Annotated in this window: 12 protein-coding genes; all 12 read right to left on the bottom strand. The window is 44.4% G+C overall.

Annotated features, from left to right (window positions below; all coding sequences use genetic code 11):
* Positions 1-43: 43 nt before the first annotated feature.
* The 12 genes from LRL21_RS20250 to pnp all read right to left on the bottom strand — a co-directional run bounded on the left by LRL21_RS20250 (position 44) and on the right by pnp (position 12,970).
* Positions 44-265 carry a YlzJ-like family protein gene (locus LRL21_RS20250; protein ID WP_240417596.1) on the bottom strand — a complete coding sequence of 74 codons (222 nt, stop codon included), beginning with the start codon at positions 263-265 and terminating at the stop codon, positions 44-46.
* On the bottom strand, positions 262-1,005 hold the full coding sequence (locus LRL21_RS20245; protein WP_275900820.1) for a ClpP family protease: 744 nt from the start codon (positions 1,003-1,005) through the stop codon (positions 262-264). Before LRL21_RS20245 ends, LRL21_RS20250 begins: the two co-directional genes overlap by 4 nt.
* Before the next feature lie 187 nt (positions 1,006-1,192).
* The gene (locus tag LRL21_RS20240) at positions 1,193-2,869 is read right to left on the bottom strand and encodes a ribonuclease J (protein WP_240417595.1); all 1,677 of its coding nucleotides are present in this window, start codon (positions 2,867-2,869) and stop codon (positions 1,193-1,195) included.
* 192 nt (positions 2,870-3,061) lie between these two features.
* Positions 3,062-3,937, bottom strand: a complete 876-nt coding sequence (gene dapA / locus LRL21_RS20235; RefSeq protein WP_240417594.1) for a 4-hydroxy-tetrahydrodipicolinate synthase — start codon at positions 3,935-3,937, stop codon at positions 3,062-3,064.
* 21 nt (positions 3,938-3,958) lie between these two features.
* Positions 3,959-5,176 (bottom strand): aspartate kinase, encoded by a 1,218-nt coding sequence (gene dapG / locus LRL21_RS20230; RefSeq protein ID WP_240417593.1) that lies wholly within the window; start codon positions 5,174-5,176, stop codon positions 3,959-3,961.
* Between the two features lie 78 nt (positions 5,177-5,254).
* The gene (locus LRL21_RS20225; protein ID WP_240417592.1) at positions 5,255-6,295 is read right to left on the bottom strand and encodes an aspartate-semialdehyde dehydrogenase; all 1,041 of its coding nucleotides are present in this window, start codon (positions 6,293-6,295) and stop codon (positions 5,255-5,257) included.
* A gap of 42 nt (positions 6,296-6,337) precedes the next feature.
* The gene (locus tag LRL21_RS20220) at positions 6,338-6,931 is read right to left on the bottom strand and encodes a dipicolinate synthase subunit B (protein ID WP_076232884.1); all 594 of its coding nucleotides are present in this window, start codon (positions 6,929-6,931) and stop codon (positions 6,338-6,340) included.
* Complete coding sequence (gene dpsA / locus LRL21_RS20215) at positions 6,928-7,827, bottom strand: dipicolinate synthase subunit DpsA (protein WP_240417591.1); 900 nt, start codon at positions 7,825-7,827, stop codon at positions 6,928-6,930. The genes LRL21_RS20220 and dpsA overlap by 4 nt, the downstream gene beginning before the upstream one ends.
* A gap of 132 nt (positions 7,828-7,959) precedes the next feature.
* Entirely contained in the window at positions 7,960-8,406 is a 447-nt protein-coding gene (dut, locus tag LRL21_RS20210; RefSeq protein ID WP_275900818.1) for a dUTP diphosphatase, read from the bottom strand.
* A complete protein-coding gene (locus tag LRL21_RS20205; RefSeq protein WP_240417590.1) occupies positions 8,399-9,649 on the bottom strand; it encodes a M16 family metallopeptidase in 1,251 nt (416 codons plus the stop codon). Before LRL21_RS20205 ends, dut begins: the two co-directional genes overlap by 8 nt.
* Positions 9,650-9,712: 63 nt before the next feature.
* Entirely contained in the window at positions 9,713-10,750 is a 1,038-nt protein-coding gene (locus LRL21_RS20200) for a polysaccharide deacetylase family protein (RefSeq protein WP_240417589.1), read from the bottom strand.
* Positions 10,751-10,867: 117 nt separating this feature from the next.
* Positions 10,868-12,970, bottom strand: coding sequence for a polyribonucleotide nucleotidyltransferase (gene pnp, locus LRL21_RS20195; RefSeq protein ID WP_240417588.1), 2,103 nt, complete (start codon positions 12,968-12,970; stop codon positions 10,868-10,870).
* Between the last annotated feature and the right edge of the window lie 87 nt (positions 12,971-13,057).

Here is a 13,057-nt window from a genome sequence, read left to right as displayed (position 1 = left end):
TTGGGGATAAGCTTAATCGTCTTGTAAAAATCGGACTTCAGAACTAAAAGACAGGTCGAAATTCGACAATTTTGCCAGGACTGTAGTTTGGATTCAAATAATCCTGCGGATTTCCGCTCCTTAATCTAACAATGGTCGCCTGTGTAGCATTCAACTGCTGAACCTCCAGTTCAACTCCGTTAACCTTAATGTCCATACTGGCAACTTTCATAGATTCCAAGCCGTTCATCACGACCTCCACAGGCATGACCGTATATAGTGTCATTGTACCACTCCTCCTGGAATTTGCTTCCTGTTTGCCTCAATGCGTCGGTTCAGCTCTCTGATTCCATCACCTACACCACCTATGGTGTCAATAAGACCGTATTTAACAGCATCAGCACCAATAACCGTCGTTCCGATATCCCGGGTCAATTCACCGGTTTTGAACATCAATTCCTTCAGCTTTTGTTCGGAAATTTCGGAATGGCTAGTTATAAACCTGATGACTCTTTCCTGCATTTTATCCAGATATTCAAAGGTTTGTGGGACGCCGATGACAAGTCCGTTCAATCGGATAGGATGGATCGTCATTGTGGCTGTTTCCGCAATGATCGAAAAATCTGAAGAGACCGCAATCGGAACACCTATGGAATGCCCTCCACCTAATACGAGAGTAACCGTAGGTTTGGATAAGGTGGCGATCATTTCTGCAATTGCAAGGCCCGCTTCGACATCCCCACCTACCGTGTTCAGCACGATAAAAATGCCTTCAATCTTGGGATTCTGTTCAACTGCGACAAGCTGCGGTATTAAATGTTCGTATTTGGTAGTCTTATTTTGGGGTGGAAGCACCAAATGCCCTTCTACCTGTCCAATAATTGTCATACAAAATATATTGGATTCGCTTGCAGGTACCGCCGTTTGGCCAAGCTGCTGAATCGTATCCAACACAGACGGTTTTTTCAGTTCTTCATTCGGACCAGGATTTACAGGCTCCTGCTCTTGCTGCTTGAAATTGTCCAACTTGGGATACCCCCTTCAAATTCTGTTGATCTTTTTTAGTATGGATGAATGCTACCGAAAACATGCAAAAAAACCACTCAAGTCGCCGTAATCGACGTCTTAAGTGGTTTTAATATTTCGCGCATACAATGGATTTCAATAATTGGTTTATTGTGAAAGGTATCAAGTATAGACTGGTGGTCTTGGATCAAACTTCCATGATAATTGGAAGAATCATAGGTCTTCTTTTGGTTTGTTCATACAAAAATCGTCCTAAAGCATCTTTGACATGAGTCTTCAGCGAAGCCCATTCATTTACATTTTCGCTCATTAACCGTTTCAGCGTACTAGCTACAATACGGTTGGCTTCATCCAGCAAGCCTTCGGATTCTCTAACGTATACAAATCCTCTGGATATAATATCAGGTCCAGACAAAATAGCGCCATCTTGCTTGCTTAATGTAACGACTACAACCAAAATACCATCCTGTGACAACAGTTTGCGATCTCTGAGTACGATATTACCAACATCGCCAACACCCAGTCCATCGATCAAAATGTTCCCAGCCGTTACCTTCGAGCCTTTACGAGCAGCGCCGTCAAGAACCTCCACAACATCTCCGTTATCTACAACAAAAATGTTTTCTTTAGGAATTCCAACCGATTCTGCAAGCAGCGCATGCTGACGAAGCATCCGGTACTCACCGTGGATAGGGATAAAATATTTCGGTTTCATTAAATTAAGCATCAGCTTCAATTCTTCCTGTGAACCATGTCCGGATACATGAACTCCTGTAATTGAACCAGGGCCATAGATAACATGAGCGCCTATACGCATCAATTCATCAACCGTTCTTCCGACATACCGCTCGTTACCAGGAATTGGTGTTGCTGCAATAATGACAGTATCTCCAGGCAAAATATCAACCTTGCGATGTGTGGACCGTGCCATACGGGTTAGTGCCGACATCGGCTCTCCCTGCGAGCCTGTCGACAATACGACAACACGATCTGCAGCCATTTTATTAATTTCTTCAGGCTCAATGAGCATGCCTTCAGGAATTCTCAAGTAGCCCAGCTCCCCAGCAATCGAAACGACGTTCACCATGCTGCGACCGATAACGGTTACTTTTCTCTTCGTAGCTTCAGCTGCATCAATTACCTGTTGAATCCGATGTATATTAGAAGCAAATGTAGCAATGATTACTCTTTGCTTGGCTTTACGGAAAACATCCTCAATCTCGGTACCTACGCTTCTTTCTGATCCAGTATAACCAGGACGCTCTGCATTCGTACTGTCGGATAGCAGCGCAAGAACTCCCTTGCTTCCCAATTCAGCCATACGATGGATATCCGCATATTGTTCATTAACCGGAGTCTGGTCAAACTTGAAATCACCTGTGTGAACTACATTGCCTTCAGGTGTCGCGATGCATACACCGACAGAATCAGGAATACTATGATTCGTTTTGAAGAACGACGCAGTCATACATCCAAGTACCAATTCAGACTCTGAATTGATCAGGTTTCGTTTGGTATCTCCCAATAAACCGGCTTCCCTTAGCTTGGTTTCGATAAGACCCAAAGTCAATTTGGTTGCATAGATGGGAACATTCAGCTGTCTTAGCACATACGACAAACCACCGATGTGATCCTCATGTCCGTGTGTGATAATAATGCCTCTAACCTTGTCCCGATTCTCAAGTAAATAACTAATATCCGGTATAACAATATCGATGCCGAGCATGTCCTCTTCGGGAAATTTCAAACCGCAATCAATAACAACAATGTCATTAGCATACTGAACCACATACATATTTTTTCCGATTTCACCCACGCCGCCCAGGGCAAAGATCGAGAGTTTATCTACAGTTTTCTTAGACAATTAAAAATACCTCCTATTTTAAGATTGACGACGAATTTGTATGAACCTTTAACCTAAACCAAAACCGCACCAGTCACTTGCCACCATTATACATGAACAAAAAGTACAAATACAAGCTACCGCGTTTGCATCATCAATTATTGCCTAAATAAATAAAACCGATGCTTAAAGAAAGCACCGATTTCAAGAATTTCATTTTAACAAGGAGTCAATGAATCTTCCTTCTTCTTCGGTTGCGTTCAATAATGGCAGACGTACTCCGCCTACCTCCACACCTTTGCTGTTTAAAGCATATTTAACGGGGGCAGGATTCGGAACTCGGTGAGGACAATTAAACAACCCCTTCATTACGGGGTGTATCTTAGCATGAACTTTTGCCGCTTCACGAGTATCGCCTTGTAAGTAACAGTTTATCATACTTTTCATTTCTTTACCAATTACATGACTGGCTACGCTGATAATACCGTGTCCACCAACGGACAATACAGGTAATGCCATCGTGTCGTCACCACTGTACACCAGAAATCCAGGTGCGGCACCGCTAACAATTCTTGTGATCTGATCCAGATCTGCACAATCTTTGGTAGCTACAATATTCGGTATTTGCGATAGTCGAATCGTTGTATCGGCATCAATATTAATACCTGTTCTGCTTTCAACATTGTACAAAATACATGGAATCGAAACCGACTCGGCAATGGCTTTAAAATGCTGATACAAACCTTCCTGAGATGGACGGTTGTAATACGGAGCCACTAATAATAATGCGTCCACTCCAAGCTTCTCGGCTTCCCTGGATAAATGGATGGAATGAGCTGTATCATTGCTGCCTGTTCCGGCAATGATCTTGCAGCGCCCATTGGCACGCTTGATAGCGAATGAAAATAACTCCAGCTTTTCTTCTTCTGTTAACGTGGGCGATTCACCTGTTGTCCCACTAATAACCAAACTGTCGTTACTTTGCTCTTCTAGTAAATAATCAATTAAAATTCCAGTTTGAGTCCAATCGATTTGCAAGTTGGAATCAAAGGGTGTGACCATTGCTGCGATTAATCTTCCGAAATCCACGGCAAACTCCTCCTAGGTTTATTATAGATGCAATTGAAATTTCTTGTGCAGCGCACGAATCGATGTAGCCATATCCGATCCTTGTACGAGCACCCATATCGTCGTATTGGAATCCGCTGATTGTAAAATTTGAATATCTTCCTCTGTCAAAGCTTCAACGATATGAGCCATAATGCCAGGGACACCGTTCATACCGCCACCAATGATTGAAACTTTGGCACAATTGGACGTTAACACGGGCTGATAGCCCAGCTCGCCCAGTATGGCTTTGGTTCTTGTAGCCTCATCGTCAAAGACGGTGTAAGTAACTCCAGATGGATTTACATTGATGAAATCCACACTAATATGATGCTTGGCCATAGCTTTAAATACGGTAAGCTGTAAATCATAAATGCCTTCCGCAGCAAAAACCTGCACTTGCGTGAGGTTAGCGAAATTGGCAATTCCCGTTATTAATCGATCCCCAATACAATCCGTATCAGGTACTATTGCCGAAGGATGGGTCACCAGTGTTCCGAGTGATTTACTAAATGTAGATCGAACACGGACAGGCACATTGCCACTCATGGCAACTTCTACTGCCCTTGGGTGAATAACTTTGGCACCGTTATGAGCCATATTACATATTTCCATATAGGATACCTGAGTCAAGGGACGCGCTTCTTTAACGATTCTTGGGTCTGCTGTTAAAATCCCGTCCACATCGGTAAAAATATCAATGAACTCTGCATGAAGTGCTACACCGAGTGCCGTTGCCGAAGTATCGCTACCACCTCTTCCGAGAGTCGTAAAGTCCTGATTGGACGTTTGACCTTGAAAGCCGGCCACTATGACAACGTTTCCCTGATCCAGCAAATCCAGGATTCGCCTTGGCTGTACAGACACAATTTGCGCATTGCCGAAGTTGTCGTTAGTAATAATTCCTGCCTGTGCACCCGTAAGAACTGTAGCCGCTATATGGTGTGCTCGCAGCAAGCTGCATAAAGTGGCAGCCGAAATAAGTTCACCACAGCAGAGCAGCATGTCTTGTTCTCTTGGAGGCAGCTGGTTCCCGTTATTGTGGATCCAATCCAATAATGTATCTGTTGCATAGGGCTCGCCTTTTCTCCCCATCGCCGATACAACGACTACTAGTTTGAATTGTTGTTTCAATGCATCCTGGATATGTTCAATGACGTGTGCTCTGGCTTCGACGCTGGAAAGGGACGTGCCTCCGAATTTCTGCACGAGAATTTTCATGAGGTCCCCTTTTCCGTTGGAAACTTAATTATAGATTTATATATGAAAATAGGCTTCCCTTAAGAAGCCATCTCACATTTAGTTTTGTTCGATTGCAATATATTCAGCAATCTGCACAGCATTCCAAGCAGCACCTTTGAGCAGGTTGTCGGAAACAATCCACATATTAAGTGCGCGTGGATTACTTAAGTCACGACGAACGCGCCCAACAAAAGTATCCAGCTTACCTGCTGCATCTGTAGCTAGCGGATATTGCTGCTCAGCCGGATTATCAACCAATACCACTCCAGGAGCATCAGCAAGCAGCTGCTTTACTTCTTCGATATCAAAATCCTGCTTCAGTTCTACATATACAGATTCCGAGTGACCATAAATAACCGGGATACGTACGCAGGTTGTTGTAACCTCCAAAGTATCGTCACCCATAATTTTTTTCGTTTCATTGATCATTTTCATCTCTTCATAGGTAAAGCCATTATCCGTAAATTTGTCGATTTGCGGAATCGCATTAAAAGCAATTTGGTGCTTCACAGGTAAAGAGGCTGCCGGTAAAATCTTCGGATCAACCGCATTCCCTTCCAATACTTCTTTAGTTTGACGAAGTGTTTCTTCAATCGCAAGCGCACCTGCACCCGATACAGCTTGATACGTCGATGCAATAATCCGTGAAATGCCATAACGATCATATAATGGCTTTAATGCGACTACCATCTGAATGGTTGAGCAATTCGGATTCGCAATAACACCTTTATGCTCGCTGATTTTATCTATATTCACTTCGGGAACCACAAGTGGAGTCTCTGCGTCCATCCGATAAGCACTCGTATTATCGATACAAACCGTACCGCGTTTAATCGCTTCTGGTATTAAATCCAGACTGACACTTCCACCGGCACTGAATAAAGCTATATCAACACCTTCGAAGCTGTCAGGTGTAGCCACTTCCACTTCAACGGGATTGCCTTTAAAATTAAGCTTGACTCCAGCGGAACGTGGAGAAGAAAGTAATTTTAGTGTTTGAATGGGGAAATTGCGCTCTTCCAACAAACGAAGGATTTGTTCTCCTACGGCACCTGTTGCTCCAACAACAGCAACATTGAATAATTTCTGATTCGACATCTGTTCGTCTCTCCCCTGTGCATAATAAGCAGTTATGAATTATTAATAATTAAAGCGTTCAATCACCATAGGTTGAAGCTGCTTTCCTTGAAGCGCATCCTCACAGGTTTCCATAATCAAATCCATACGGGCTACGAGTGAGTTCGGCTTTAAAGCAGGCGCATCCTGACCGAATGGAACAAAATATATGTTTTTGGTAATTAACAATTTACTAATATTCATGGCATTGAGCCCTAAGCCATCATTGGTGGAAATCGCCAAAACCAACGGTCTGAGATTGCGCATCTGTGCTTTGGCGGCCATCAATACAGGACTTTCCGTCATTGCATTGGCCAGCTTGCTGGTCGTATTGCCCGTGCAAGGCGCAATAACAAGCACATCAAGCAGCTTTGAAGGTCCTAACGGTTCAGCATCCACAATTGAAGTAATGATATCATTACCTGTAATCTCTTTCAACTGCTTCTGCCAATCTTCAGACTTGCCAAATCGTGTATCCGTTGTAAGTATGGTGTAGGAAACGATGGGAATGACCCGCGCACCTGCATCAACAAACCGTCTGATTTGCGGCATGACTTCTTCAAATGTGCAATGTGATCCCGTTAAAGCGAAGCCTACCGTTTTCCCTTGCCAATTCATTCCGCTTTCCTCCCTTGTCCTGCATCCTCAAGAATCATACGACTCAAGGTATCAGCAATGATGCGACCGGCTGTTTTCGGTGCAACAATTCCGGGGAGTCCAGGTGCGAGCATTGCTTTGATACCTCTCTTCTCGGCAAAACGAAAATCCGTTCCTCCGGGTTTGGAAGCCAAATCAATGATCACAGCTCGATGTGGAATATTGGCAATAATTTGCGCTGTGACTATCATAGACGGAATTGTGTTAAAAAGCAAGTCAATATTAGCTACCTGAGCGTACAAATCATGGGTGTAAAAAGGTAAAAATCCCATCTCTAAAGCTCTTGCAAAATACTCCGGTTTGTTGACACCGACCTTAACTTTGGCGCCAAGTCCATGCAGTGTCCTGGCGAGTGTGATACCGGTTCTTCCGAAACCGAGCACCATCGAAACCGATCCGTGAATCGTAAAATCGGTATTTTGAATCGCCATCATAATGGCGCCTTCAGCTGTCGGAATGGAATTGTAAATGGCAACCTCATTCAAGTCGAATAGCTCTATGAGCTGGATCGAGGCTTGAGCACACAAATTACGCAAATACGGCTTTGCCATACCTGTGAATACTTTGGCATGCTTCGGCAGCGCCTGAATATGCTGCTCTGTTAGCTGCAGCTCGGATGTGGAAAATATACTTTCGACATAGCCCTTGTCATCCGTACCTACAGCAGGCAAAATAACCGCGTCCATCGTTTCCAGTACCTTCGGACTCAGCTCTGCTTTGGTAATTCCGCTGAAAACGTTTTGTAAATTATCAAACCCGATTAGAACAACGGAAGCATCCAACTCGGTGCATTTATTTATGACTTCAAGCTGCCTGGCGTCACCGCCGATCAAAGCCACTTGAATTCCTGTAAGCATGCGTTCTCACCTCTTTCTAATCGCTGTCGCTAACTCATCTTATGCGCTGGCCTAATGATGGGTTACTGTACGCAAAAAACACCTTTTCGCCCGATGAAACATCAAGGCAAAAAGGTGTTTTTGGTTTGGCTGTCATTGTGTGCCTGTATGTCCGAAGCCACCGGCACCACGTTCTGTGTCTGTAAGAACATCCACTTCTATAAGTTGAACGGAAGGTACGATCTGGAATACCATCTGGGCAATCCGTTCGTTTCTTTGAATCGTAAAGGTCTCCGATCCATGATTGATCAGCAGTACCTTCACCTCGCCGCGATAGTCTGCATCGATCGTTCCCGGTGAGTTTAAACATGTGATTCCATGCTTTAAAGCCAAGCCGCTGCGCGGTCGAATCTGCGCTTCGAGTTCGGGCGGCATGGCCAGTGTCAGCCCTGTAGGAATCAATATCCTTTGACCCGGTCCAATTTCAACAGGTGACGTTACGGCCGCATATAGATCGAAGCCACTGGCTGAGAGTGACATTTTTTGTGGCAGCTGTACGTCCTCATTCCCTGGCAGCCGCTTCAATTGCACATTAAACAAGCTGATCCCTCCTGAAGCCTTCCAATACTTTATCCGTTTGTCCGACCATCGAAAGTGCAAAAGGAGTCGCTAGCATTTCCAGTGTAAGCTCTTGTATCTGATCAAGCTCAACGCTTTCGATACGCTCAATAATTTCATCCATATCATAATGACGATCAAGCATCAGCTCATTTTTGCCTAACCGGTTCATGCGACTGCTGGTGCTCTCCAGACTCAGGATCAAGCTTCCTTTCATCTGCTCTTTGCCTTTTCTGAGCTCAGCAGCCGTCAGTCCCTTGTCCTTAAGCTCGCTTAACAGCTCCATCGTCACTTTCAATACATCTTCAGTCTGTTTGGGTGCTGTGCCGGTATAAATCGTGAACATCCCGCCATCCTGGTAAGAAGTATGATAAGAATAGACGGAGTACGCCATACCGCGTTTTTCTCTAATTTCTTGAAATAATCTGGAGCTCATACCGCCGCCAATGGCATTGTTCAGCAGCACCATAGCATACACGCGATCATCCTTGGCAGATAACCCTGGTAATGACAAGCAAATATGGTTTTGTTCCGTTTTCTTCTCGTGGTATTTCAGATTGCTGTGAAAGGCTGGCGGTGTATATAAGACTTCTGACCCCTTGTTCTGAAAGCCGGAAAAGTGCTGCTCCATAAGCTGCACAATCGAATCATCAATATTACCCGCTATCGCAATAACTGTATTTTCAATTGTATATTGATTTTTCATATATTGCTTTAAGGTATCCGAATTCATCGCCGTCAAATTCTGCTCGGTTCCAATAATCGTATAGCCGAGCGAATGGTCCTCATACGCAGCACTTGCGATAAGATCATGAACCATATCGTCAGGCGTATCTTCGTACATGGAGATTTCCTCAAATATAACATTTTTTTCCTTTTCAAGCTCGGTTGGATCAAACGTTGAACGAAAGAACATATCGGCTAGTGCTTCCACTGCGATGGGCAGATGCTCATCCAACACCTTGGCATAATAACAGGTATATTCTTTTGAGGTAAAAGCGTTCACATTACCACCAATGCCATCGAACAATTCTGCAATATCTTTGGCCGAATACTTATCTGTCCCTTTAAATAACATGTGCTCGATAAAATGCGAAATTCCGTTGTTATGCTGCTGCTCGTTGCGAGAGCCTGTTTTGACCCAAATTCCAAAGGCTACAGAACGGCACGTGGGAATAGGCTCCACAACAAGCCGCAGTCCATTGCTTAAAATATGTTTATTCAATAAAAGGAGCCTCCTTGTAAAGATGTTCGGTTAGTAACTTTATGTAACTTTATGATCTTACCACTATTGGTTAGTAGACTCAACTTCGTCAACCCGATTTGTTGAGATGAGCTCGCTTACGGTTCCCAGCTTCATTTTTTTTCGCTTGATCGTCCGGATGATTTCCTGCAATGCTTCACTCGATGAGTAGGTTGGGTGCATTAAAATCAGAGCTCCTGGTTCCACACGAGCAGCTACTTTTCGAATTATTGACGATGGCTGCGGCTTTTGCCAATCCACGGTATCCAGGGTCCACAAAATCGTTGTAAGCTTGAGTTCTCGCGCGATGTCCACCGTCGCTTGATTAAAATCGCCTGAAGGAGGAGCAAACAAACGGTTCGTTACCCCTAGTTGTTCCTTCAGCAGCTGTTCGGTTTTGATGATTTCCGCTGTGGCCTGAGCTTTGGAAAGCTTACTCATATCTTTATGGGAATAAGCATGATTGGATAGCTCATGTCCTTTTTCTTTGATGAGCTGAGCTGTAGGGATATTTTGCTTTAACCAGCTTCCATCGAAGAAAAAGGTTGCGTGGACCTGCTCATCCTCGAGCACCTTAAGCATTTTGGGCAAATATTCATTTCCCCAAGCAACATTAATCATCAGTGAAACCATCGGCTTCATCGGATTGCCTTTATAAACCGGATGCGAGCCCAGATGCTCCAATTGTATAGCTGGTTCCACCTCTCGCATAGCCAGACGAAGCTGATTTCTGAATAAAAGCTGTTCATTTAATGCCAAAGATTTTTCCACATCGACCTCCAGACCGTTATAGCCTGGAATGGCCTTCCATACCCGATCCAATCTGGCATCGACAGGAGCGATATTTCTTTTGGCTGCCTCGGCTTGAATTTGCTTCAGCAGCTCTTCCCGTTCTCCGCTTGGCTGCACCTCTTTCATCGCATTAACAGACGAGACCGATTTCCTGCTAGGATCAGCCGCGGAGACATGTGTATACTGCTGTTTACTGTGTTGGACGAATGAACCAATACTGTCGGATTTGTACAGCATCAGCGTCGCTGTTACGAACAATCCACAGAGGATAACAACCTGTAAACGTTCCATGAACCCGCTCCCATCATTAGATCGTTTGTCCGATACATATGCAGGGTGGGACAAGAATATACCAAAAAAAAGAGACAGACGATGCTGCCTCTCTTTTCATTGCTTACCTTGGGCTTCTTAGGATTGTGCAGGAGCTTCTGTTGTTAATACTGCTTTACGAGACAGATTGATACGGCCTTGCTGGTCGATTTCAGTAACCTTTACCGTTATGGTATCGCCTACGGCCACAACATCTTCTGTTTTGGCAACTCGCTCTGAAGACAACTGAGAAATATGTACCAAACCTTCCTTGCCCGGCAAAATCTCTACAAATGCACCAAACTTCTCTACCCGTTTAACCGTACCCAGATAGATTTCACCAATCACAACTTCTTTTACAATACCTTCAATAATAGCACGCGCTTTGTCGTTCATCTCTTGATTGGAGGATGCAATGAACACACGGCCATCTTGTTCGATATCGATTTTTACGCCTGTTTCTTCAATGATTTTATTGATAATTTTACCGCCAGCGCCGATGACATCACGGATTTTATCCGGATTGATAAACATTGTAAGAATTTTAGGTGCGTATTGGGAAAGCTGTTTCTTAGGCTGTTGGATACGCTCAAGCATTTTACCAAGGATATGCATCCGCCCTACTTTGGCTTGCTCCAAGGCTTGATTCAATATATCACGGTCGATACCGTCAATTTTGATGTCCATTTGCAAGGCTGTAACGCCCTTCGCAGTTCCCGCCACTTTAAAGTCCATATCGCCAAGATGGTCTTCCATCCCTTGAATATCACTCAGTATCGAAAAATGCTCGCCGTCCTTGATTAAACCCATCGCTACACCGGCAACAGGAGCTTTAATAGGCACACCTGCATCCATCATCGCCAAAGTACTAGCGCAAATACTTGCTTGCGAGGTTGAACCGTTCGATTCCAACACCTCGGATACAAGACGGATCGTATAAGGGAAATCCGTTTCTGATGGAAGAATCGGTTCCAAAGCACGTTCACCCAATGCACCATGTCCAATTTCACGACGGCCCGGAGGACGAAGTGGTCTTGCCTCACCCACGCTGAACGGAGGAAAGTTATAGTGATGCATAAAACGTTTGGTTTCTTCGAGATCCAGCCCGTCCAGAATTTGCACATCGCCAAGCGCACCAAGCGTACAAATACTCAATGCTTGCGTTTGTCCACGTGTAAATAATCCGGAACCATGGGTACGAGGAAGCAGATCAATGTCGCATTCAATAGGACGGATTTCATCCAAAGCACGTCCATCCGGTCTCACCTTGTCATGAGTGATCAATCGACGAACTTCATCTTTTACGATATCGTACAACGTCTCCTTCACATCACCGAGCTTCTCCGGAGTTTCTGCGTATTCGATTTTGAAATGTGCAACTGTATCCGCATTAACTACATCGATAGCTTCTTGTCTGGCATGCTTCTCAGCAATTTTGACAGCATCGACCAGTCGGGCTTGTGCAAAAGCACGAACTTCACTGTTCACCGTATCATCAACGCGGTGAAGTTTAACTTCCATTTTAGGTTTACCAACTTCTTGAACAAGCTGTTCCTGAATGGCAACGATTTTCTTGATTTCGTCGTGACCAAACATGATCGCTTCAAGCATAACTTCTTCCGGCACTTCGTCAGCGCCTGCTTCAACCATCATGATCGCATCCTTGGTCCCTGCAACAACCAAATGCACGTCGCTCTTATCCGCTTGCTCCAAAGTAGGATTAATTACGAATTGACCACCGACACGGCCTACAATAACACCGCCAACAGGTCCGTTAAATGGAACATCGGAAATACTCAGGGATGCAGATACTCCGATCATCGCAGCGATTTCAGGTGAACATTCCTGATCCACACTCATTACAATTGCCACGACTTGAACATCGTTACGGAAGCCTTCAGGAAATAAAGGACGAATCGGACGATCCGTCAAGCGGCTTGCCAAAATTGCTTTTTGACTAGGACGACCTTCTCTTTTGATAAATCCGCCTGGAATCTTGCCTACTGCGTACAAGCGCTCCTCATAATTAACCGTTAAAGGAAAGAAATCCAGATCCTTAGGCTCAGCTGATGCTGTTACTGTGCATAATACCACCGTATCCCCATAACGTACGGTTACTGCGGCATTTGCCTGTTTGGCCAAACGGCCTGTTTCTAGGATGAACGGACGACCGCCCAAATCCATTTGTACTCTATTTTCCATAAAATCCTCCTGTACCTTTTCATGAAATCGGTTAGTATTTGCTTGATTGAATCCTACTTTCAAACCTCTGCTAAATTATCTATCTAA

It is taken from the genome of Paenibacillus periandrae (assembly GCF_022458865.1).
Taxonomy (GTDB): Bacteria; Bacillota; Bacilli; order Paenibacillales; family NBRC-103111; genus Paenibacillus_S; species Paenibacillus_S periandrae.
The sequence above is the reverse complement of the archived record's forward strand: the minus strand, read 5'-3'. Positions and strand labels throughout refer to the sequence as shown.